Annotated in this window: 29 protein-coding genes; all 29 read left to right on the top strand. The window is 69.1% G+C overall.

Annotated features, from left to right (window positions below; all coding sequences use genetic code 11):
* The 29 genes from V6R91_RS22650 (at position 1) to V6R91_RS22510 (ending at position 19,965) form a co-directional block, all read left to right on the top strand.
* On the top strand, positions 1 to 747 hold the full coding sequence (locus V6R91_RS22650) for a hypothetical protein (RefSeq protein WP_336397183.1): 747 nt from the start codon (positions 1 to 3) through the stop codon (positions 745 to 747).
* Entirely contained in the window at positions 744 to 1,199 is a 456-nt protein-coding gene (locus tag V6R91_RS22645; protein ID WP_336397182.1) for a hypothetical protein, read from the top strand. Before V6R91_RS22650 ends, V6R91_RS22645 begins: the two co-directional genes overlap by 4 nt.
* Positions 1,196 to 1,906 carry a hypothetical protein gene (locus V6R91_RS22640; protein WP_336397181.1) on the top strand — a complete coding sequence of 237 codons (711 nt, stop codon included), beginning with the start codon at positions 1,196 to 1,198 and terminating at the stop codon, positions 1,904 to 1,906. The genes V6R91_RS22645 and V6R91_RS22640 overlap by 4 nt, the downstream gene beginning before the upstream one ends.
* Positions 1,903 to 3,201: a DEAD/DEAH box helicase gene (locus V6R91_RS22635; RefSeq protein ID WP_336397180.1), complete on the top strand. Its 1,299-nt coding sequence runs from the start codon at positions 1,903 to 1,905 to the stop codon at positions 3,199 to 3,201. The genes V6R91_RS22640 and V6R91_RS22635 overlap by 4 nt, the downstream gene beginning before the upstream one ends.
* Positions 3,198 to 4,124, top strand: coding sequence for a DNA methyltransferase (locus V6R91_RS22630; protein ID WP_336397179.1), 927 nt, complete (start codon positions 3,198 to 3,200; stop codon positions 4,122 to 4,124). Before V6R91_RS22635 ends, V6R91_RS22630 begins: the two co-directional genes overlap by 4 nt.
* Positions 4,121 to 5,317 (top strand): DNA cytosine methyltransferase, encoded by a 1,197-nt coding sequence (locus V6R91_RS22625; protein WP_336397178.1) that lies wholly within the window; start codon positions 4,121 to 4,123, stop codon positions 5,315 to 5,317. Before V6R91_RS22630 ends, V6R91_RS22625 begins: the two co-directional genes overlap by 4 nt.
* A complete protein-coding gene (locus V6R91_RS22620) occupies positions 5,314 to 5,721 on the top strand; it encodes an HNH endonuclease (RefSeq protein ID WP_336397177.1) in 408 nt (135 codons plus the stop codon). The genes V6R91_RS22625 and V6R91_RS22620 overlap by 4 nt, the downstream gene beginning before the upstream one ends.
* Complete coding sequence (locus V6R91_RS22615) at positions 5,718 to 5,981, top strand: hypothetical protein (RefSeq protein ID WP_336397176.1); 264 nt, start codon at positions 5,718 to 5,720, stop codon at positions 5,979 to 5,981. The genes V6R91_RS22620 and V6R91_RS22615 overlap by 4 nt, the downstream gene beginning before the upstream one ends.
* A 363-nt stretch (positions 5,982 to 6,344) precedes the next feature.
* Positions 6,345 to 6,992, top strand: coding sequence for a hypothetical protein (locus tag V6R91_RS22610; protein ID WP_336397175.1), 648 nt, complete (start codon positions 6,345 to 6,347; stop codon positions 6,990 to 6,992).
* A gap of 206 nt (positions 6,993 to 7,198) precedes the next feature.
* Positions 7,199 to 7,471 (top strand): hypothetical protein, encoded by a 273-nt coding sequence (locus V6R91_RS22605; protein ID WP_336397174.1) that lies wholly within the window; start codon positions 7,199 to 7,201, stop codon positions 7,469 to 7,471.
* The gene (locus V6R91_RS22600; protein WP_336397173.1) at positions 7,471 to 7,938 is read left to right on the top strand and encodes a single-stranded DNA-binding protein; all 468 of its coding nucleotides are present in this window, start codon (positions 7,471 to 7,473) and stop codon (positions 7,936 to 7,938) included. Before V6R91_RS22605 ends, V6R91_RS22600 begins: the two co-directional genes overlap by 1 nt.
* Positions 7,922 to 8,212: a hypothetical protein gene (locus V6R91_RS22595; RefSeq protein WP_336397172.1), complete on the top strand. Its 291-nt coding sequence runs from the start codon at positions 7,922 to 7,924 to the stop codon at positions 8,210 to 8,212. The genes V6R91_RS22600 and V6R91_RS22595 overlap by 17 nt, the downstream gene beginning before the upstream one ends.
* Complete coding sequence (locus tag V6R91_RS22590) at positions 8,205 to 9,140, top strand: helix-turn-helix domain-containing protein (RefSeq protein ID WP_336397171.1); 936 nt, start codon at positions 8,205 to 8,207, stop codon at positions 9,138 to 9,140. The genes V6R91_RS22595 and V6R91_RS22590 overlap by 8 nt, the downstream gene beginning before the upstream one ends.
* Positions 9,137 to 9,577, top strand: a complete 441-nt coding sequence (locus tag V6R91_RS22585; RefSeq protein WP_336397170.1) for a helix-turn-helix transcriptional regulator — start codon at positions 9,137 to 9,139, stop codon at positions 9,575 to 9,577. Before V6R91_RS22590 ends, V6R91_RS22585 begins: the two co-directional genes overlap by 4 nt.
* A 301-nt stretch (positions 9,578 to 9,878) precedes the next feature.
* Complete coding sequence (locus V6R91_RS22580) at positions 9,879 to 10,361, top strand: hypothetical protein (protein ID WP_336397169.1); 483 nt, start codon at positions 9,879 to 9,881, stop codon at positions 10,359 to 10,361.
* 8 nt (positions 10,362 to 10,369) lie between these two features.
* Positions 10,370 to 11,083 carry a hypothetical protein gene (locus V6R91_RS22575; protein WP_336397168.1) on the top strand — a complete coding sequence of 238 codons (714 nt, stop codon included), beginning with the start codon at positions 10,370 to 10,372 and terminating at the stop codon, positions 11,081 to 11,083.
* Positions 11,084 to 11,378: 295 nt separating this feature from the next.
* A complete protein-coding gene (locus V6R91_RS22570) occupies positions 11,379 to 11,516 on the top strand; it encodes a hypothetical protein (RefSeq protein ID WP_336397167.1) in 138 nt (45 codons plus the stop codon).
* A 2-nt stretch (positions 11,517 to 11,518) separates the two neighbouring features.
* The gene (locus tag V6R91_RS22565) at positions 11,519 to 11,818 is read left to right on the top strand and encodes a hypothetical protein (RefSeq protein ID WP_336397166.1); all 300 of its coding nucleotides are present in this window, start codon (positions 11,519 to 11,521) and stop codon (positions 11,816 to 11,818) included.
* Positions 11,815 to 12,099, top strand: coding sequence for a hypothetical protein (locus tag V6R91_RS22560; RefSeq protein WP_336397165.1), 285 nt, complete (start codon positions 11,815 to 11,817; stop codon positions 12,097 to 12,099). Before V6R91_RS22565 ends, V6R91_RS22560 begins: the two co-directional genes overlap by 4 nt.
* 527 nt (positions 12,100 to 12,626) lie before the next feature.
* The gene (locus V6R91_RS22555) at positions 12,627 to 14,219 is read left to right on the top strand and encodes a hypothetical protein (RefSeq protein ID WP_336397164.1); all 1,593 of its coding nucleotides are present in this window, start codon (positions 12,627 to 12,629) and stop codon (positions 14,217 to 14,219) included.
* Positions 14,220 to 14,234: 15 nt separating this feature from the next.
* Positions 14,235 to 15,656, top strand: a complete 1,422-nt coding sequence (locus tag V6R91_RS22550; protein ID WP_336397163.1) for a phage portal protein family protein — start codon at positions 14,235 to 14,237, stop codon at positions 15,654 to 15,656.
* A complete protein-coding gene (locus V6R91_RS22545; protein WP_336397162.1) occupies positions 15,653 to 16,855 on the top strand; it encodes a head maturation protease, ClpP-related in 1,203 nt (400 codons plus the stop codon). Before V6R91_RS22550 ends, V6R91_RS22545 begins: the two co-directional genes overlap by 4 nt.
* Before the next feature lie 2 nt (positions 16,856 to 16,857).
* Positions 16,858 to 17,217 (top strand): capsid cement protein, encoded by a 360-nt coding sequence (locus V6R91_RS22540; RefSeq protein ID WP_336397161.1) that lies wholly within the window; start codon positions 16,858 to 16,860, stop codon positions 17,215 to 17,217.
* Positions 17,218 to 17,231: 14 nt separating this feature from the next.
* Positions 17,232 to 18,146, top strand: coding sequence for a phage major capsid protein (locus tag V6R91_RS22535; protein ID WP_336397160.1), 915 nt, complete (start codon positions 17,232 to 17,234; stop codon positions 18,144 to 18,146).
* Complete coding sequence (locus V6R91_RS22530) at positions 18,146 to 18,505, top strand: hypothetical protein (protein ID WP_336397159.1); 360 nt, start codon at positions 18,146 to 18,148, stop codon at positions 18,503 to 18,505. The genes V6R91_RS22535 and V6R91_RS22530 overlap by 1 nt, the downstream gene beginning before the upstream one ends.
* Before the next feature lie 18 nt (positions 18,506 to 18,523).
* Positions 18,524 to 18,877, top strand: a complete 354-nt coding sequence (locus V6R91_RS22525) for a hypothetical protein (RefSeq protein ID WP_336397158.1) — start codon at positions 18,524 to 18,526, stop codon at positions 18,875 to 18,877.
* A gap of 2 nt (positions 18,878 to 18,879) precedes the next feature.
* Positions 18,880 to 19,239: a hypothetical protein gene (locus V6R91_RS22520; protein ID WP_336397157.1), complete on the top strand. Its 360-nt coding sequence runs from the start codon at positions 18,880 to 18,882 to the stop codon at positions 19,237 to 19,239.
* Between the two features lie 19 nt (positions 19,240 to 19,258).
* The gene (locus V6R91_RS22515; protein WP_336397156.1) at positions 19,259 to 19,549 is read left to right on the top strand and encodes an HK97 gp10 family phage protein; all 291 of its coding nucleotides are present in this window, start codon (positions 19,259 to 19,261) and stop codon (positions 19,547 to 19,549) included.
* A complete protein-coding gene (locus V6R91_RS22510; protein WP_336397155.1) occupies positions 19,546 to 19,965 on the top strand; it encodes a hypothetical protein in 420 nt (139 codons plus the stop codon). The genes V6R91_RS22515 and V6R91_RS22510 overlap by 4 nt, the downstream gene beginning before the upstream one ends.
* The last annotated feature ends 52 nt before the right edge of the window (positions 19,966 to 20,017 follow it).

Genomic DNA, 20,017 nt, shown 5'->3' with positions numbered 1-20,017 from the left:
GTGACCGAGCAGAACGAGAAGCTCGTCGAGAAGAAGACGATCGGCGAAGTCGAGCGCATCGTCCACGGCTCCGGCCTGTGGGACGGCAACAGCGCGGTCGAGTTCTCCAACGACGGCGAGACATGGTCCGAGACCTGGGCACCGACCGACGCGCACCCGCTGCCGGAGTTCGCACGCATCGAGGTGTACCGCAAGGACGTCCGCATCCCGACGAAGGTCACGATCCGTTGGGACGAGCAGGTGCCCCGCGCCGACGAGTTCTGGGCGGGCAAGTGGGTCGGCGCACCGATGCGGCACTTCGGCCGCACCGCCCGCATGGTCGGCTTCCGTCAGACGTTCCGCGACCTGCTCGGCAACATCGTGATCGAAGACGAGGGCGACGAGCGCACCCTCCCGGACGCCACACCCGCCCAGACGCCAGCCGAGCGCGACTGGCGGACGGAGATCGCCGAAGCTCAGTCCCTCGTCCTGTTCGAGCAGATCGAGAAGGACGCCCGCGCCGCCCGGATCTTCACCCCGAGCCCGGAGGGCACCGCGCTGCACATCGCGTTCCGCGCGCGCCGCCGCGAGCTCACCGCCGCCGACCCCGACCCGTGGAGCACACAGGCGCCCGGCGCCGTGGTGAGCGCGCCCGACGAACACGTCGCCACCGTCGCGCCCGCCCGCCCGGCCCCGCAGGATCACCTGCCGCCGGCGAACCGAGCCGCGCGCCGCAAGGCCGCCCGCAAGAAGGGCGGGAAGCGATGACCGAGACGATCAACCCCGTCACCGGTGAGGTGGAGGACGCACCGAGCGTGCTCGAGCTGGTCCCGCTCGACCTGGTCGCCCTCGATGAGGATGCGCTGCTGGCGATGTTCCCGTCGCCGGTGCAGGTCGCGGGAGCGCTGCAGATCGCGCGTGCCCGGATCGGCCACGCTCCGGCCGTGCTGAAGGACCTCTCGGCGGCGGTGAAGTCCGCGAAGCGGGACCTGCTGATCGCGAAGGGCAAGGCGTACCGAGACGCACGGCAGGCCGGATTCAACATCACCGACGCCCGCGCCTACGCCGAGGTCGACGGTCCGGTCGTCGAAGCGCGGGAGGCCGTCGACGACGCCGAGCTCGAGCTGGAGTTCGGCCGCGACCTGCGCAAGTCGCTCACCACCGACATCGACATCCTCCGCAGCCTCAATGCGAACTTCCGAGCGGAGCACCACTCATGAGCACCACCACGATCGACGCGGCCGACATGACCGTGATCCACGAGCTGAAGCTGTCCACGTTCGACATGGGCTGGCTCGCGAAAGGACTCCTCGCGGCCGCGGCGCGCGGTGAGGTCTTCGGGGTGACCTACCACGCCCACATCACCGCCGACGGGCTGTCCGCCACGGCCTCCGCGACCGACGGGTATCGGATCCACCAGATGCAGCTCGCGCTGCGCGCCCCGGTCGACCAGCTCTCCGTCGTCCTCCCGCGCGAGGCGCTCGTCTGGGCGGCGAAGAACGTCCGCACGTTCGTCGCCAAGAAGGACGCCCTGATCGAGCCGATCGCGATCCTGCAGCTCGCCGTCCCTGCAATCCCGGACGAGCACTCGAAGCCCGGATGGGTCCAGGTCATCTACAAGGAGTGGGACGACGAGGACGCCCCGTCCGCCCGCTTCGACGCCCCACTCATCGGCGACGACTACCCCACGCTGGAGCGGATCATCGACAACGCCCGCACCGCGGACCGCGGGAAGCCGGCGCCGTTGAACCTCGACTTCCTCGCCGACGCCCGCACCCTGCAGACCCCGCACTCGACGATCCCGACGATCGACTACACCACCGGTGCTCAGGGCCGCCCGGGATCCGCGGTCCTCGACTTCTGGGAAGGGCCGGTCCTCCGCGCCACCGCCGTGATCCAGCCGACCCGAACCGAGGCCGACGAATGAGCGTCCCCTACGGCGAGTTCATCGCCCGCCGCCGCGCTCGAGTCCAGGCGGCGGGGCGCGACGTCGCGCGCGACGACCTGCACCCGTCGCTCAAGCCGTTCCAGTCCGACCTCGTCCAGTGGGCGGCGAAGGTCGGGCGCCCGGCAGTCTGGGCCGACACCGGCCTTGGGAAGACCCGCATGCAGGTCGAATGGTGCCGCCTGATGAGCGACACGTCCCTAATCGTCACGCCGCTCGCTGTCGCGCAGCAGACCGTGGAGGAAGCCGCGAAGATCGGCGTCGCGGCGCGATATGTCCGCGACGCCGCCGAGGTCGACGGCCCTGGCCTATATGTCACGAACTACGAGATGGTCGAGCGCTTCCCGGCATCCATGTTCGGCGCCGTCGCGCTCGACGAGGCGTCGATCCTGAAGCAGTCCGACGGGAAGACCCGCACCCGCCTGATCCATCACTTCGCCGAGGTTCCGTTCCGGTCGACGTGGACCGCGACGCCGGCGCCGAACGATCCGGAGGAGCTGACCAATCAGGCCGAGTTCCTCGGGCACATGACCCGCACGAACATGCTCGCGGCATACTTCGTGCACGACCAGGACGGGTGGCGTCTCAAGGGGCACGCGATCGAGCCCATGCTCGACTGGATGTCGCAGTGGGCGATCGCGATCCGTCGCCCCTCCGATCTCGGCTACGACGACGAGGGATACGACCTGCCCGGACTGGACGTGATCCCTGAGCTGGTCGCCGTCGAGATCGAGCCTGCCGACGGAGAACTGTTCGCCGTGTCGATCGGTGGCGTCTCGGGACGGTCGCGGGTGCGCCGCGAGACGCTGGCGGCGCGCGTCGCGCGCACCGTCGCGCTCGTCGAGGCCGAACCGAACGAGCCGTGGCTGCTGTGGTGCGGCCTGAACGACGAGGCCGACGCGCTCGCCGCCGGCATCCCAGGCGCGGTGAACGTGCACGGGTCGATGACCCCTGACGAGAAGGCAGACCGCCTGCTCGGCTTCGCACGCGGCGAGTTCCGTGTGCTCATCACGAAGATCGGCATCGCCGGGCTGGGCATGAACTACCAGCACTGCGCCCGCATCGCGTTCGTCGGGATGAACGACTCCTACGAGGGCTACTACCAGGGCATCCGCCGGTCCTATCGGTACGGGCAGACCCGCGTCGTCCACGCCCACATCGTGCTCTCGCACATCGAAGAACAGATCGCCGACAACGTCGCGCGCAAGGAACACCAGGCGAACCGCGTCATCGACGGGCTCGTCGCACGGAACGCACACCGGAAGGCAGCAGCATGACCCCGTTCATCCAGGAGGACGCCGATGTCTACGTCACCGACGAGGCCGCCGGCAAGATGTGGACGTTCTGGCTCGGTGACAGCGGCGCCCGCCTCGCTGAGCTCGCCGACTGCTCGATCGACTTCACGATCGACAGCCCGCCGTTCCCTGACCTGTACACCTACTCGAACAGCCCGCGCGACATGGGCAATGCCCTCGACCGCGCCGACTTCTTCGAGCAGTGGGCCTACATGATCCGCGAGAACCTCCGCGTCACCAAGCCGGGCCGACTCGCGATGGTCCACGTCCAGCAGGTCACCAAGCTCAAGTCCCGCGACGGGTACATCGGCATGTCCGACTTCCGCGGCGAGACGATCGCCGCGTACGAACGCGAGGGCTGGATCTACTGGGGCGAGGCGACCGTCGACAAGGACCCCCAGGCGCAGGCGATCCGCACCAAGGCGCAGCAGTTGATGTTCGTGACCAAGAACAAGGACCGGACGATGATCCGGCCGGCACTCGCCGACTACGCGTTGCTGTTCAAGAAGCCCGGCGAGAATGCCGTGCCTGTCGTCGGCGATCTCACGAACGAGGAGTGGATCGAGTGGGCTCGGCCGGTGTGGCTGGACATCAAGGAGTCCGACACCCTGAACGCGCGTGCCGCCCGTGAGGACGACGACGAGAAGCACCTGACGCCGTTGCAGCTCGGCTACATCGAGCGGGGCATCCGCCTGTACACGAACCCGGGTGAGACCGTCCTCACGCGGTTCGGTGGTGTCGGCTCCGAGCTGTACATGGCGGTAAAGCTCGGCCGCCGGGCACACGGCATCGAGCTCAAGCCGTCGTACTGGCGCGCCGGCTGCCAGTACCTCGCCGAACTTGAAGCCGAGATCGCGGCGCCGAAGCTGACCGACCTGCTCGACGAGAGCGAGGACCACGAATGAACCCGCCAATCGTCGCCGTCGATCACTTCGCTGGCGCGGGTGGGTGGTCTGTCGCGGCCCGCCGACTCGGCATCGTTGAGTACGGAACCGAGATCATGCGGGAGGCGATCCGCACACGATCGGCGAACGGGTTCCGGACGATCTACCGGGACGTCTGGTCGGGCCTGTTCCATCCCTGGCTCGTGCCTCCTCACGAGATGAAGATCTCCTCGCCGCCGTGCCAGACGTTCAGCCTCGCGGGCAACGGCGAGGGGCGAGACGCTCTCAGCGATGTCCTCCAGGCCATCGACGATCGGCGGTACGTCGATGTCCACAGCCTGTTCGCGCTCACGAAGCTCCTCGATCCGCGCACCGCGCTCGTCCTGACCCCGCTCGCGCATGTGTGGGCGCATCGTCCCCGCCTGGTGGCGCTTGAGCAGGTCCCGCAGGTCCTGCCCGTGTGGAACGCGATCGCGTCGGTGCTGCGCACTGTCGGTTACTCGGTGTGGACGGGGATCCTCTCGTCGGAGATGTACGGCGTCCCGCAGACGCGTCAGCGCGCGATCCTGATGGCGCGCCTCGACGGCGTCGCTGAGGCGCCGGTTCCGACGCACTCCCGTTACTACCCGCTCGAGCCGCACCGGTTCGACCCCGGGGTGTTGCCCTGGGTGAGCATGGCCGAGGCTCTCGGGTGGGGGATGACCGAGCGCCCGTCCCTCACGGTGACTTCCGGCGGGGCGGAGACCGGCGGCTACGAGCCGTTCCCGACGAACGCCCGAGCAGCGATGGAGAAGGCGCAGGCGCGGGGCGCGTGGATCATCGGCAACCAGGATTCACAGCTGGGCCGCGGGATGAAGCGTCGCCAGTCCCGGCACGTCAGCGCACCGGCGCAGACGGTGACCGGCCAGGCGCGTACCTGGAAGTGGGCCGACAGGCCCGCGACGACCGTCGCCGCTGACCCAAGGACCACAGCACGCGAGCACCACGAGCACGGCGAGCAGTCGAAGACGGCGCTCACCCTGACTCGCGACGAGGCGGCCACGCTCCAGAGCTTCCCGGACGACTTCATCTGGCGGGGGTCGAAGACCAAGCAATTCCTGCAGATCGGCAACGCCGTCCCGCCGCTCATGGCGGGCGCGGTGCTCGGCGCGCTGATCGCGGATGCCCGCGAGCGGAACCCGTGGGAGCAGATCTTCGCGGAGGTGGCAGGATGACGAAGCCGACGAACGCGACCCGCCAGGCCTGTTACTTCCGGGACGGCTACCGCTGCGTCATGTGCGGTGCCGTCGACGGGCTGACGTTCCAGCACCGCATCGCGGAGGGCATGGGCGGCTCGACGAACATCCCCGCCCCGGTGGACGGCCTGACCCTGTGCGCGTTGTGCAACGCCGCGTGCGAGGCGGAGCTGCAGATGCAGGCGCTCGCGAACGGTTGGAAGGTCCGCCGCTGGGTCGGCAGCGCCGCCCGCGTCCCGGTGTACTTCCCGCACGAGTTCGCATGGTTCCGCCTCGAGGGCACGAACCGGGTTCGGATCTCTCACGCCGTCGCGATGGAGATGGGCTGCGCAGTGTACGGCGACGACTGGATGAAATGGCGCGCCCGGGAGCTGTTCTCATGACCGCGGGCGAGGTGCAGCAGCTCGGCGAGGACCGCGGCGGCGGGATGACGGAGACCGCCACCGCGTGGACCCCGGACCGCGCCGTGACACTGCGCGCGTTGGAGGAGATCGACGCGATCCAGGCGGGCTCGCCGACGTGCCGCCTCTGCGGCCAGGCGTGCCGCCAGCTTGACCGCTACGGCCTGTGCTCGAAGACCTCCGAGGCTCACAAGGACTGGCGCGCGGGCCTCCGCGCCGACATGAAAGCGGGCGCGCGATGAGCATGCCGAGGTACGCGATGACGTACGTCGTCGTCTGGGCGGATGAGCTCGGCCCGGGCCGGCACGTGCTGAAGGTGGGCCGCGCGTGGCGGTTCGCTCGGGTGCAGATGATGACCGTCTCCGGTGGCCAGGTGCTCGTGCTCGCGCGCGGCACGGATGCCACGTGGGAGACGGAGGCGCTGCGGATCCTGCGCCGCTGGTTCCCGCAGGCGTTCGCCAACGAGCGCGAGGCCCGCCGGGTCCTGTTCAAGGGCCGCGGGTGGACGGAGTGCTTCGAGGTCGACGACGAGCACCTGCGCCTGGCGGTCGATCTGTGTTTCGAGGGATTCGCGAAGGGAAGCGAGCAAGGTGTCAACGAGGAGCGTGCAGCGGAGGATCAGCGCGGCGGACCTGCAGTGGCCGGGGTATCTCCGCGCGCCGTTGGAGGCCCGGCCGACGGCGCTGGGCCTGTGGCTGACGACGGATCCGCTGGGCCGGTGCGAGCTGGTGCCGGAGCTGATCGCCGCAGCGATCTACCCGGGCGAGGCCGCGACGGACATGGTGATCGAGCACGTGCTGATGCTCGCCGACGTCGGGTTCCTCACCCTGTACCAGGACGAGCACGGCGCGGAGTGGATCGCCCTACGCCGACCGCTGAAGGTCGACGCGCGCCTGGCCTCCTCGGATGCCCCGGAGCCGCCACGCGAGCATTCGCGAACGTTCGCGGCTGTGGGGGGAGCGCGCGAGCGGGCGCGGGCGAGGGTGCAGGCCGAGGGTGCCGAGCGTGCGGGGGAGTGGGCCGCGTGGGCGCACGAGCAGGAGCGCGGACCCCGTCAGCCGCGTCGGCCCCTGCTGATGGACGCCCCGCCGATCGGATGCCCCGATCACCCTCACGGCCGCTTCAAGGACTGCGGACCCTGCGGCACCGCGCGCCGACGTCACGACCGATGGGTCGCGGAAGCCCGCTACGGCGAGCAGATCACCGAACAGGAGCAGGGCGACGAGGGGGTGTGGGATGACGAGCCGTTCTGAGGTTCGCACGGTCGCGGACGAGTGGTTCTCCGACTTCCTCGCCCGCTGCGCGAGCCGCTACCAGAGGCCCGGACGGCTCTACGACCTCCGACGCGAGGGTGAGGGGCTGCCCACGAGGGAGGCGCGACGAGAGCGTGCCTACGACGAGAAGACCGAACAGCTGACCCGATACCTGCGAGGTCAGCAGAGCAACGAGGAGAACCATCATGAGCAAGAGCACGGAGATCTCGGCGACGCAGTGGCTGGCGGTTCGGGAGCGCGTCGTCGATCAGATGAAGATCGCGTCCCCGCAGTCGGCGAAGGACACCCGCGTGCGGATGGCTGAGCGCCTGATCCTCGAGGGCTGCATCGACGTCGAGTTCATGGCCGCCGAGATCGCTGCCGAGGAGCGGGCCCGGGAGGAGCGGATCGAGGCCGCGCGTCTGGCGCGTGAGGAGCGCGAGAGCAGCAACAGCCAGCAGCAGGAGGATCAGATCTGATGGCCGGGGAGACGATCATCACCGTCGTCGGGAACCTGACCGCTGACCCGGAGCTGCGGTTCACGCAGAACGGGCTGCCGGTGGCGAACTTCACGATCGCGTCGACTCCTCGGCACTTCGACAAGGCGTCGAACGAGTGGAAGGACGACCCGGCCCTGTTCCTGCGCTGCAGCGTCTGGCGCGAGTTCGCCGAGCACGTCGCCGGGAGCCTCACGAAGGGCATGCGCGTCGTGGCCCAGGGGCGTCTGCGGCAGCGTTCCTACCAGGACCGCGAGGGCAACCAGCGCACCGCGATCGAGCTGGAGGTCGACGAGATCGGCCCGAGCCTGCGCTACGCGACGGCGCAGGTCACCCGCGCCGCCCGCCGTGACGGCGCCGCGGCCGCGCCGCAGCAGACCGAGCAGTGGCCGACGGCGGAGCCGCCGGCCGACGAGTGGGGAGGGTTCTCCGATGACACGCCGTTCTGAGCCGAAGCCGGGCTGTCCGTACTGCCGTGGAGCCGGGTTCGTCATGGTGACCCGCGATCCGGACACGGACGTCGACTGCGTCTGCACCGACCCGCCGCTGTCCGCCGAGGAGCGCGTGACCATCATCGAGCGTCGCCTCGGCCTCACCCTCCTGCCCTGGCAGCGGGAGATCGCGATCCGTGCCCTGGACGGCGAGAGCAAGGTGACCAAGCGGGCGCGGCGCTCCGGGTGGAAGACGATCCGCCGAGTCGTGATGGAGGCGAGCCATGTCTGAGCGGGTGTGCATCCGCGGCTGCGCCCGGAAGGGCGAGCACCTGGCCGTGTGCCTGAACGCTGACGGAGAGCCGACGGCGGGCTGCACGGGCTGCGTCCCGTTCGACGCGGCCGACGGCGTCCTGCTGTGCGAGCGCTGCTTCCGCACGCTCCGCCGGCATCTGGAGGACGCCGCCGACCTCGTCGCGCACCTCCGATCGGTCGCGGACCCGACGAAGGCCGTCGTCCTCGATCGCGTCCGGGTTTCCTCGTCGATGCCGGAGCTCCCGGCCCCGGTCGCCGCGGATCTCGTGGACGCGTCGAACGACATCACCCAGAACCTGAACGCCTGGGCGAACTGGTGCGCGGGGGAGGACCGCGCCGCCGTCGGCTTGCACGCCGGCGCAGACGCCGCCGAGGCGCACGACGTCGTCCGGATGGCCGCCGACGTCGTCCTCGATGAGCTGGAGCACCTCGCGAACGACTCGCACCAGGTCCTCGCGCTCTGCGAAGACGCGATCGTCGTGCACCACGGCGAGCCATCGGTCTGGTCGATCGCGGACGCCGCCGTACGGTGGCCCCTCGATGATCAGCCGCGGTGGGCGTCCGCGCCGTGCCCCGAGTGCGACCTGATGGCCGTCCGGGTGCAGCCGTCCCGCGGGAGCCGCCCGACCCGCTACCGGTGCACGGCGGCCGAGTGCGGGTGGGAGGCGAACGAGCTCGACGACGGCGGCCTGTGGGCGGCAGTGTTCGCCGAGCCGACCCCGCCGGAGATCCGCCCGCACGACCCGGACCTGCTGACCCTCACCGAGGCAGCACGCGCTGCGGGGCGCACGGTCGGCACGATCCGCACCTGGATCCGCGACGGCCACCTCGAACGCATGGACGGCCGCGTCCGCCGCGACGATGTCCTCGCCGTGAAGGCGATGAAGGAAGGAGCGGCAGCATGACCGCTGAACGACAGCCCCGTCAGTACCTGCCCCGCGCCGAGGTCGCGGCCGTGGCGCGCCGGTCGGAGTCCACGATACGCAACTGGATCCGCGACGGCGTCCTCCGCCCCGTCCGCCCCGGATGGTTCGACCGCGACGAGGTGCTCGCCGCTGAGCGCGAGATGCGCGGCCGCCGCCGGCGACCCACGACGACCGCCCCGCGGGTGCTGCAGGTCGCTCCCGGGACATGGGTCGAGGTCGCTCCCTGCGGTGCCCACACGCCCGCACTCGACGGCGGCCTGATCGCCCTGACCTGCAAGCGGTGCGTTCTCCGCACAGCGACACCCAACCGCCCGATCCGTCATGAGGACTGGTGCCACGCGGTGACCGGATGTTCCGAGGCCGGCCACTGCACGTGCGACGGCACGGATCGCCCGGATGGGAGCGCGGAGCGATGACCGACGCCCTCTGGTGAAGCCTTCGGAACGATGCTATGCACCTGATCGCGGAGCACATCAGTGACTACGAAGAGCGGTCGAGCATCGCTGAGCAGTTCGCGCGCGACATACGAGAGGCAATGGCCCGCGAGGTCACCAACCGCCCGATTGGTCAGGGGGAGCGATGACCGCCTGCCGGTTCGTCACACTGACGTGCGACCGCTGCTACTCGATCTTCGACGGCAGCACAGATCGCACGGTGAGCGTGGGCGAGGTGGGTGAAGGCAGTCCCGATGTCGGCCCGCTATGCCACGATGGTTCGATGACCGACGTGAAGCCGCTCGTTCAGTCCAGTTCGGGGATGATCCACGTCGAGGGGTGCCCGCACATCGCCCACTACGTGGATGGTCACCGAGAAAGGGTGACGTTCGATCAGGGCGTCGCACATGAGATCACGCGAGTCGACCCGCAGACCGAGTTGGTGCGAACGATCACGAGCGAGTCAGTCGAGCGACGCTGGGTCAGCGCCAGGATTGATCGGGACAATCTCGCGGCGGTAGGTCACTACACGCGCTGCAGCCATTGCGCACCGGACGTGCCCGAGTACGTCACACCGACTCGTTACGTCTCGAAGGAGGCTAGGGCGCTCGGGCATAAGGACGTCGGCCGGGAGAGCACGGACGGTCGGATTGACGAGGTCCGACACTCCGCGCAGAGCGTAGTGGTGAGGTTCAGCGAGGGGCGCGAGCGCAGCTATGCCCCCTCTGAGCGTCTCGAGTTCGCCGTTGTCCCTCGACGGGCCTGAACTGGATCGTGAAGTACACCCCGACATACTGGACGCTCATCGCCCAGATACTCCCAGTGCTCATGCTGGCTCTGGTAGTTGAAGGGCGCGCGATCGCCGGCCAGTTTGCCCGAAGAAGGACTTTCGCCGAGTCCGGCGGGGTTCGTCTCCTCTACGCAATCATCTTCGGCGTAACCAGCGTCGCGCTCCTCTCTGGGCTCACTATCGCGCTTGAAGGCGCGCTCGGAGACGAACTCGCCCCCTGGAAGATCTTCGTCGCTGAAGCGTCGATCACCGTCGGCCTGAACACCGTTGTCCTCACCCCAGTGCTGGGAATCATGGTCGCGCTGATGGGTGATCGGCTGGTGCGGTTGCATCGGCGGATGCCCTTCTCTAAGGAGGCAAGGCGACGGCGACTTAATCGGTCGGTGCGAACCCGACTGGCGGAGATTCGTCGTGAGTTTGAAAGCAATCGGTTGGCGGCGCGCCTTACCTTGGCGCAGGGTTACGTCGAGGCTTATCGGATCCTCAGGACGGAGCCTCAGACAGTGGAGACTCGCCGCGAGTTCGAGGAGTTTGTCAGAGTGCTGGATGGTTGGCGGGACACCTACCGTATAGGGTTCACGCGCGTTGAGGAGCGCCTTTCAACCGCTGAGTCCGACCTCGCGGAAGGACGCGAACTGCTCGCAGATGAGGAGCAGGAGATCCTCCGCGAGGTCCTGAAATTGGCCTCCGGGCGATAACGCTCGGTCACGTCTGTCCATTCGAAGAAAGTCTGCACACAACTGCGGCAGGTTCTGTTAAGCTGTGCTTGCACCTGATCTATGACCTTGAAGCCTCGCCCTTCGGCGGGGCTTTCGTCATGTCTGGGGGGCCGATGTACGCGTGCGAGTCCTGCGGTCGTGAGTTCCCGTCCGTGCTGGCCGCGGCGGATTGTGCGGATCAGGATGCGTACGAGGAGGACGACCGGCTGCATGGTCGCGTGTTCGGTATTCACCGGATGCTGGGGCCTTCCAGGACGTCAGCGAGGGAGATGCCATGAACAGCGAGCACCGTGTCGATGTCGTCGTCGCACCGGCGAACCCCGGACCAATGCCGCGCGACGAAGCCGAGGCGATCGATCCCGAGGTGGCGGCGGCAGTCGTGGAGATCGTGCCGCGCCGTCGCAAGCGCTGATCATGGCGAAGAGCGTCCGTGACGGGAAAGGCCACCGCGCCTACCGTCGCAAGCAGGCCGCGCTGAAGCGGCGCACTCAGGTGGAGAAGCTCCCGTGCGGATATGGGTCGACACACGGGTGGGGATGTGGTGAGCAGATCGATACCACGCTGCCCGCCGGCCACCGCATGAGCTTCACCGCGGATCACGACACCGCCCTCGGTAACAGCGGGCCTCTGCTCGGACCGCTGGTGCCCATGCACCTGTCGTGCAACAGCAGGAAGAGCGACCACGCTCCAGCCGAGATCTGGGAGGCATCGTGACCCGTCAGGACCCGATCGCCTTCACGCCGGAGAACCGGGCGCTTGTCGAGCAGATCACCGGGAAGGCCGACACCCGCGGCAAGAACGCGCGCCGCCTCATCGTGGTTGACGGGGTCCTCCATCGTCCCAATGGTCGCTTCATCGTGGGTAACGTGCCTGTCATCGATCAGCGCGGCCGCATCGTCACTGCGCGCGACGAGGACGGTCACGCCTACATCGTCACCAGACGCCACCGCTTCCGTATCCCGAGGCGGCACCCCTGGCGCGGGAGTCGCAGCTGAGCGCCGTCTAAGCCGACGAAGGCCCGACAGACCGCCAGAAGGCCCGTGAGGCGCGGCTCTTGCCCGCCTCCGCCGCCAGGTCGCCAGAAAATCCAGGGTCGCGGTTCGCTGCCAACCTCCCGCGCCGGTCCTGGCGGTTCTCTCCGTGTGTCAATTCGCGAGTGTGTGGGAATCGGAGGGGGTGGGACGAATGGGACGGCCCAAGGCGCCCTGCGGCACCGAGGCGGCGTACCGACGCCACCTCCGCAACGGCGAGACGGTCGATGACGCGTGCCGCGATGCGCACGCTGCGATGCGTCGCGATGCTCGCCGTTCACCGGCCGCGGCCACGACCGCTCCGGCGCGACCGCCACGGTCCGAGGTGTCGGAGGACCGCGACGACATGCAGCTCATCGTCGACACGCTGCGAACCGTGTTCACCACGGTTGCGGAGAAGGATCCGACCCGCTTGGCGCCGATCGCGCGCGAGTTCCGGTCGGCTGTCGAAGCGACCCGCGGTCCGGTCGAGCCTCCGAAGGAGTTGACCCTTGCCGAGCAACTCGCCGAGGCCCGAGCTGCTCGGGCTGCAAGAGCCCAGAGTCAGGGCGCTGCCGCTCAGCCGCGTTGACACGCTGGTCGATGATGTCCTCGACATCTGCGATCTCGCCAACATCCGGTGCGACCCGTGGCAGGAGGGCGCGCTCGAGGCGATCGCGTCGATCGATGCCGACGGCCAGTGGGCTGCGACCGAGTTCGGAGTACTCGTCTCGCGGCAGCAGGGCAAGGGCAACATCCTGCTGCCGTACGAGCTCGCTCACCTGTTCCTCTGGCCGCGCGAGGACGGCGCCCCGAAGCTGATCGGCCACACCGCGCACGAGGGCGCGACCGCGCGGGAGGCATTCCGCCGAGCCCGCCGAACGATCCTCGCCTCGCCGATCTTGCGCGCCGAGCTCGTCGGCGGCGGCAAGCAGACTGCGCAGGGCGTCACCGGCATCTCGACCGGCAACGGCAACTGGGCAATCGAGCTGAAGAACGGCAACCGCCTGGTGTTCTTCACCAGGACGGGCGCCGCTGGCGTGGGAATCTCCTTCGACGTTCTGATCGTGGACGAGGCGCAGCACTCACCGCTCAGCATCCTCGAGGCGCTGCTTCCGGCGTCGGACGCGAGTCCGAACCTGCAGGTGCTGTTCACCGGCACGGTCCCGAAGGAGGACCAGGACGGCGAGTACTTCGAGGGCATCCGTGATCGAGGCCGCGCCGGTGGTCAGGAGCGCACCGGATGGATCGAGCACACACCGGTAGGGTCGGATGACCCCGACACGGCGGCGAAGATCGACCTCGGCTCACCGCAGACGTGGCGGGAGGCGAATCCCGGCCTCGGGATCCGGCTGGCGTGGAGGACCGTCCAGGACGCCTGGAACCGCATGGGCCAGACGAACCCGGAGGCGTTCGCACGGCAGCGGTGCTCGATCTGGCCGAGCCGGCGCCCGGAGACGGCGGCGAAGCTGTCCGAGCTGGACCTCGAGGTGTGGAAGCGGCACGCCCGCGACGACGCCGCGGTCGTCGGCGACGGCGTGGTGCTGTCCCTGGCTCTCGGCCGCGGTGGCGGGTACGGCACCATCGGCGCCGCCGTCCGGGTGGACTCCGAGACCATCGCGGTAGAACATCTGCACACCGAGAGCGGCACCCGCTGGATCGCGCCGAAGCTGAAGGAGCTGAAGGCGAAGCACGGTAACGCGCTCGTCGTGCTCGACCCGAAGAACGCCGCCGCCGTCATCGGCGCGCTCGACGCCGCCGGCATCAAGTACCTCGCGATGAACCTCGACGAGATCGCCGCAGCGCACACTCTGTTCATCGAGTTCGTGAACGCCGGGCTCGTCCCGCACCGCAAGCAGGACGAGGTCACCCGCTCGCTCGAACTCGCGACGACCCGGAACATCGGCCGTGCCGGGATGACATGGGAGCAGTCCGACCCGACCAAGCCCGTCAGCCAAGCGCAGGCCATCACCTGGGCGCTGTGGGGCGTGCTCAAGTCCGAGGCGTCACCGCAGAAGCGCAAGGCGCCGCCGCCGAAGGCAGCCGTGCTCACCCGCGCCGACATCGGTCGCGACGAGCTCGATCTCGCCTCGGCGCGATTCTGACGAAGGAGGTGCGCCTTGACTGAGATCGGTTACCAGGCGGACTCGGGGCTGGTGGGCTGGGGCAAGCTCACGGCGGAGACGCACGAGACGAACCCCGAGCTGCAGTGGCCGAACTCGATCGACGTATTCGACCGCATGCGCCGCGAGGACCCGCAGGTGAAGTCGGTGCTGCGCGCGGTGACCCTGCCGATCATGCGCACCGAGTGGGTCATCGACGGTGCCGGCTGCCGTCCGGAGGTCGTGGCGCACGTCGCCGCAGATCTGGGGCTCCCGGTGAAGGGGGAGCCGTACGTCGCACCGCTGCGCACGCGGGGCCGGTTCTCGTTCAAGGAGTTCCTGCGTCTCGCGCTGCTGGAGCTCGTCTACGGGCACAGCTTCTTCGAGCAGGTCTACGACCAGTCCTCGGGGAGCACCCACCTGGCCAAGCTGGCGTGGCGTCCGCCGCGCACGATCTCGGACATCGAGGTCGCGAAGGACGGCGGGCTGGTCGCTATCCGTCAGCACGGGCTGTCCAGGCCGATCGGAGTCGACCGTCTCGTCGCGTTCGTGAACGAGCGCGAGGGGTCGAACTGGCTTGGGGAGTCGTTGCTGCGCTCCGCGTACAAGATGTGGCTGCTGAAGGACCGCGTGCTGCGAATCCAGGCGCTCACCGCGGAACGCAACGGCCTGGGCCTGCCGGTATTCACCGTCGGCGCCCCGCCGGAGGGTGAGGATCTGGACAAGGTCATCGCCTGGCTGGACGAGGAGATCAAGCGCGGCCTGGAGATCGCGAAGCAGGCGCGGGCGGGAGAAGCGGCGGGCGCCGCGGTAGGCCCGGGCGGCAAGCTCGAGTTCGTCGGCGTCAGCGGGAAGCTCCCGGACACCGAGGGGCCGATCCGGTACTACGACGAGCAGATCGCTCGCGCAGTCCTCGCGCACTTCCTGAACCTCGGCACCGAGACCGGGTCCTGGGCACTCGGGTCGACCTTCGCGAACTTCTTCACCGACTCGCTGAACGCCGTCGCGCAGCACATCGCCGACGTCACCCAGCAGCACGTCATCGAGGACCTCGTCGACCACGCGTTCGGGCCGACCGAGCCCGCACCGCGGCTGGTGCCTGCCGTGATCGGCGAGCAGCAGCAGATCACCGCGGACGCGATCAAGTCACTGATCGAGTGCGGCGCCGTCAAGCCCGACCCCGCGCTGCGCGCGTACGTCCGAGACAAGTTCGGGCTGCCGGTCGAGGACCTCACGGACGCCGCCGAGACCGCGGACGCGGTGCGCGACCTTGCCCGGACCGTGGCCGAGATCTCGCAGAAGGTCTATCTCGCGACCGACAAGCCGCCGCTGCGGCAGGACGAAGCCCGCGACATCCTCCGTGCCGCCGGAGCGGACCTGACCGGGGACGGACCCGACGTGAGCCGGATCCCTTCCACTCAGCCTGAGGAGGCCGCATGAATCCGTTCCGACCCGCCGGGCGCGCGAGCGTCGAGCGCACCCCTATCCGTGCCGAGCTCCCGTCGTCGAAGACGAGCGGCACCGTCGCCACCCTCCGGCTGTACGACCCGATCGACAGCTGGGGCGAGTGGTGGGGCGTCTCCGCGAAGGAGTTCACGCGCGTCCTCGACGAGCTGCCTGACGACATCAGCGAGATCCGGTTGCTGATCAATTCGCCGGGCGGCGAGGTGTTCGAGGGCATCGCGATCATGAACGCGCTGCGCTCTCACCCGGCGAAGATCACCGCGGTCGTGGAGGGCATCGCCGCGTCGTCCGCCTCGTTCATCGCTGCGGCCGCCGACGAGCTCGTGATGATGCAGAACAGTCAGCTCTACATCCACAACGCCTGGGCGATCGCGATCGGTGACGCCGTTGAGCTGCGGGAGGTCGCCGCCGAACTGGAGGCGTCCTTCGACCGCAACATCGCGAGCGTGTACGCGGCGAAGTCCGGAGACACGGTAGAGCATTGGCTCGCCGAGATGGACAAGGACCGATTCCTGACCGCCGAGGAGGCTGTCGCGGAGAAGCTCGCCGACCGGATCGAAGGCGTCGGCGACGCCGAGGCCGCGAAGGCGAAGTTCGACCTGTCGGTGTTCGCGCGGAAGAACGGCCGCCGGGCCGCCGCGCACGTCGACGCACAGACCCCGGACTCGACCGAGCCGGGTACCCCCATCCAGAAGGAGGAGCTCACCGTGAGCGACACCATCAAGGCTGGCATCATCGAGCGGCTCGGCGTGACCGATGCCGATGCTTCCGACGAGGCGGTTCTGGCCGCCCTCGACGAGGCGCTCGCTGAGCAGGCCGACACCCCGGCCGCGCCCGCCGCGACCATCCCGGACGGCGCGATCGTCATGGACAAGGCCCTGCACGACCAGCTCCGCGCCGACGCCGACAAGGGCCGCCAGGCGATGGAAGCGATCGACGCGCAGCGTCGTGACCAGATCATCGCGGACGCGATGAACGACGGCCGCATCGCGGCGTCCGCCAAGGACGGCTGGCGCGCCCAGCTCGACAAGGACGAGGACGGCATCAAGGCGCTGCTCGAGTCCTTCCCGAAGAACGCCGTGCCCGTCGAGGAGATCGGCCACGCCGACACCCTCACCAGCGCCGACGACGCGCTGTACGGCTCGGTGTACGGCTCGACCGAGAAGGAGGCCTGAGCATGGCCAGCTACCTGCCCCTGTTCCGCCCGGGTGACACCGTCACCTTCAACGTGACGGCTGCTGTGATCGGCGGCCAGGCCGTCGAAGTCGGCGCCACCGACATGTCGGTCGCGCCCGCCGCCGCCGGATCCGCGAAGTACGTCGGCGTCGCCGGCTACGACGCGGCCGTCGGCGACAAGCTGACCGTCGAGATCGGCAAGCCCATCCACGAGCTGAAGGCGACTGGTGCCATCACCCGCGGCCAGAAGCTCGAGACCGCCGCCGCAGGCACCGTCCGCACGGTCGCCGAAGGCGACGCGGTCTTCCTCGCCCTGACGTCCGCCGCGGACGGTGCGCTCGTGCGCGCCCTCCAGCTCTGAGAAAGGAGAGCACGATGCAGACCTACCCGCTCACCCCGAGCCAGCTCGCCAACGTCTCGGCCGCCGAGGTCATCGCGTTCCTGAAGTCGCCGACGCTCGTCGCTCGCCGCTTCGGAGAGATTCTGCAGGCGCAGCAGTTCCTCGGACTGTTTCTGCTGCAGAAGCGCTTCACGATCACCGGAGGCGCGATCGGCGTCCCCATCAACGAGGTGATCCGTGCACAGCGTGGCGCTGAGATCGTCGCCCCCGGCGGCGAGTACAAGCTCACGCCGATGTCGCAGGAAGAGTACGAGTTCTATTCGGCGATGAAGGACGGCCTCGCCACCGAAGTCACGGACGAGCAGGTCGGCCGGCTGCTGCGCCAGCCGATCGACGACGCCTTCACGTTCCTGCAGACCGAGCTCGTGTTCTCGGCGAACGAAATGGCGATCGGCGCCGTCGCGTCGTCGATCACGAACACCATGGCCGCCGGCGCGACCTGGACCACCGGAAAGCAGGTCTACAAGGACGCCCTGCGCGTCAAGGCCGCGGTGCGCCGGCAGAAGCTCGGCTACTCGATCGACACGGTCGTCCTGCCGGGTGAGCTGTACGCCGAGGTCATTCCGGAGCTGCTCGAGATCCTCCCGAAGGACGACCGCCAGGCGCTCACGGACGGCTTCCCGACCGTGGCCGGCCTGACGTGGATCCCGGACGACGGCGACGACATCACCGACCCGCTGTTCGTGGACCGGCGCCGCCTCGGCGGCATCGCCCGCGAGCAGATCCCCACCCCGGAGATGCGTCCGATCGGCGGAGACACCGGCGTCGAGATCGCGTCCATCCGCGTGCCTGAGTCGGAGAAGACCCGCCTCCAGGCCCGGAACGTGCACGTGCCGATCGTCACCGACCCGCTCGCCGCGTTCTACCTGACCGGAACGGAGGCCCCGTGATGAGCACCCAGCACATCGTGACGGCCGCGGCCGCGAAGGTGTCCGTCGGCGGCGCCGGCGGGAACCGCGTCGCGGTCCTCCTGCGCCGCGGCGACGTCGTACCCGAGGGCGTGTCCGAGGAGTCGCTCAAGCACCTCACCGACCGAGGACTCATCGAGGCCGTCGACGTCGACGAGGCCGCCGAGGATGCCGAGGTCGTGGACGAGGGCATCTACAAGGGTGTCAGCGTCAAGGACCTGAAGGCGGAGATCGACAAGCGCAACTCCGACCGCGAGGACGCCGCCAAGGTTGTTCCCGCCGAGCCGGGCAACCGCCCGCAGATCGTCGCCGCGCTTCTCGCGGACGACGCCAAGCAGTAACAGTCGGGGGGCGATGACGTGATCACGCATGACCAGGTCGGCGCCGACGAGGACCTCGCCCGTGAGGTCCTCGTCATCGCTCGCGACATCGCCCCCTGCCTCGACTCCCTGGCCGGGGAAGACGAGAAGAACGCGCTCGCGATCCTGCGGCGCGTGTTCAAAGCCGCTGCGGCTCGCGGCTCGCGGTTCGTGAAAGGGCAGTCGATCGGCTCGGCGCGCGTCGAGTACGACGTCGCCGTCCGGTCCGCGTTCGACGGCCAGCCGACACGGGCCCTGCGGGCGCTGTGCGCTGCGCGTCCGTCGGCCGCGCACTCAGCGGGCAGCTTCCCCACGGATCGGCCGGTGGGCCGCATCTGGCCGGAGAGGTACTGAGCATGGACTTCCCGTTCGGGCGCACCGTGGTCCGGCTCCGCGCGAAGCCCGTCCTGGACCCGTACTCGCAGACGGTGATCGGCGAGGACTGGGATGACCCGGACGAGCTCCCCATCCCCGGGGCGTTCATCGCGCAGACGTCCACGTCCATGCTGAGCAACGCCACACGCGAGCAGGCACTCGAATCGAAGTCGCTGTTCTGCGAGGGCACGGTCGACGTCCAGAAGGGCGATCGGATCCGCGACGGCGGGGCCGACGCCCCGCTGTACAGCATCGACGGCATCCCGCCAGCGGCGGACACGAACCCGTTCACCGGGTGGACTCCGCCCCGAGAGATCCCGCTGACCCGATCGGTCGGCTGAACCGAAAGGCGGTGACGCCATGCCCCGGAAGGATCAGACCATCGTCGAGTTCAACCCGAAGTTCTTCGACGCGATCCTCCGCACTGCCCGTGTGGAGACGCTCACCGACGAGGTCGCGGAGCGCGCACTCGCGATCGCGAAGTCGACCGCACCCGTCGATTCCGGCGACTACCGTGACGGCCTGCACATCGAGCACTACGAGGCGACCTACCGGCGCACGACCCGCGTCGTCGGCGACGACGCGAAGACGCTACTGATCGAGTCGAAGACGGGCAACCTCGCCCGAGCCCTGAAAGCGGCGAAGTCGTGAGGGTCACCCCGCCCGACCTGGAGCTGTGGCTGACCGGATACGTGCGCACGCTCGCCGCTGCCGAAGGCCACGACGTCGAGGTCGGGAACAAGGAACCGGTCGGGCTGAAGCTGCCCCTGGCACGCCCGCTGATCGTCATCCGTGACGACTCCGGGACCCGGATGAACTGGACGACGTTCGACCGATCCATCGGCGCCTCGGTGCTGGCCGGGTCCCGCATGAACGACAAGCCGGCGAACGACCTCGCCCGGTGGCTCGCCGGGGTCCTGTTCGACGACGAGCTCCCGCTGGTGTCCGGCAGCCCGATCGCAGCCGTCGACTTCGACGGCTGCAACGGCCCCTATGCGGTGACGGAGCCCCTCGACGTCGCCCGCCGCTACATGACGGCGCAGTACGTCGTCTCCGGCTCCTGGTGAGCCACCACCGACCTGCCCGCCCGTCTGGGCGGCCCGCATCCACCCGATACCG

This window comes from Microbacterium sp. CCNWLW41 (assembly GCF_037083505.1).
Note: the sequence above shows the minus strand (reverse complement) of the source record. Positions and strands in the feature narration are given on the sequence as shown.

Bases quoted from the DNA above. Each gene is read 5' to 3' on its own strand.
- V6R91_RS22645 (WP_336397182.1), top strand. From the start codon at position 744: ATGACCGAGACGATCAACCCCGTCACCGGTGAGGTGGAGGACGCACCG.
- V6R91_RS22615 (WP_336397176.1), top strand. From the start codon at position 5,718: ATGACCGCGGGCGAGGTGCAGCAGCTCGGCGAGGACCGCGGCGGCGGG.
- V6R91_RS22605 (WP_336397174.1), top strand. From the start codon at position 7,199: ATGAGCAAGAGCACGGAGATCTCGGCGACGCAGTGGCTGGCGGTTCGG.
- V6R91_RS22620 (WP_336397177.1), top strand. From the start codon at position 5,314: ATGACGAAGCCGACGAACGCGACCCGCCAGGCCTGTTACTTCCGGGAC.
- V6R91_RS22535 (WP_336397160.1), top strand. From the start codon at position 17,232: ATGCAGACCTACCCGCTCACCCCGAGCCAGCTCGCCAACGTCTCGGCC.
- V6R91_RS22545 (WP_336397162.1), top strand. From the start codon at position 15,653: ATGAATCCGTTCCGACCCGCCGGGCGCGCGAGCGTCGAGCGCACCCCT.
- V6R91_RS22630 (WP_336397179.1), top strand. From the start codon at position 3,198: ATGACCCCGTTCATCCAGGAGGACGCCGATGTCTACGTCACCGACGAG.
- V6R91_RS22530 (WP_336397159.1), top strand. From the start codon at position 18,146: ATGAGCACCCAGCACATCGTGACGGCCGCGGCCGCGAAGGTGTCCGTC.
- V6R91_RS22565 (WP_336397166.1), top strand. From the start codon at position 11,519: ATGGCGAAGAGCGTCCGTGACGGGAAAGGCCACCGCGCCTACCGTCGC.
- V6R91_RS22625 (WP_336397178.1), top strand. From the start codon at position 4,121: ATGAACCCGCCAATCGTCGCCGTCGATCACTTCGCTGGCGCGGGTGGG.
- V6R91_RS22515 (WP_336397156.1), top strand. From the start codon at position 19,259: ATGCCCCGGAAGGATCAGACCATCGTCGAGTTCAACCCGAAGTTCTTC.
- V6R91_RS22600 (WP_336397173.1), top strand. From the start codon at position 7,471: ATGGCCGGGGAGACGATCATCACCGTCGTCGGGAACCTGACCGCTGAC.
- V6R91_RS22520 (WP_336397157.1), top strand. From the start codon at position 18,880: ATGGACTTCCCGTTCGGGCGCACCGTGGTCCGGCTCCGCGCGAAGCCC.
- V6R91_RS22595 (WP_336397172.1), top strand. From the start codon at position 7,922: ATGACACGCCGTTCTGAGCCGAAGCCGGGCTGTCCGTACTGCCGTGGA.
- V6R91_RS22580 (WP_336397169.1), top strand. From the start codon at position 9,879: ATGACCGACGTGAAGCCGCTCGTTCAGTCCAGTTCGGGGATGATCCAC.
- V6R91_RS22540 (WP_336397161.1), top strand. From the start codon at position 16,858: ATGGCCAGCTACCTGCCCCTGTTCCGCCCGGGTGACACCGTCACCTTC.
- V6R91_RS22590 (WP_336397171.1), top strand. From the start codon at position 8,205: ATGTCTGAGCGGGTGTGCATCCGCGGCTGCGCCCGGAAGGGCGAGCAC.
- V6R91_RS22570 (WP_336397167.1), top strand. From the start codon at position 11,379: ATGAACAGCGAGCACCGTGTCGATGTCGTCGTCGCACCGGCGAACCCC.
- V6R91_RS22635 (WP_336397180.1), top strand. From the start codon at position 1,903: ATGAGCGTCCCCTACGGCGAGTTCATCGCCCGCCGCCGCGCTCGAGTC.
- V6R91_RS22640 (WP_336397181.1), top strand. From the start codon at position 1,196: ATGAGCACCACCACGATCGACGCGGCCGACATGACCGTGATCCACGAG.
- V6R91_RS22585 (WP_336397170.1), top strand. From the start codon at position 9,137: ATGACCGCTGAACGACAGCCCCGTCAGTACCTGCCCCGCGCCGAGGTC.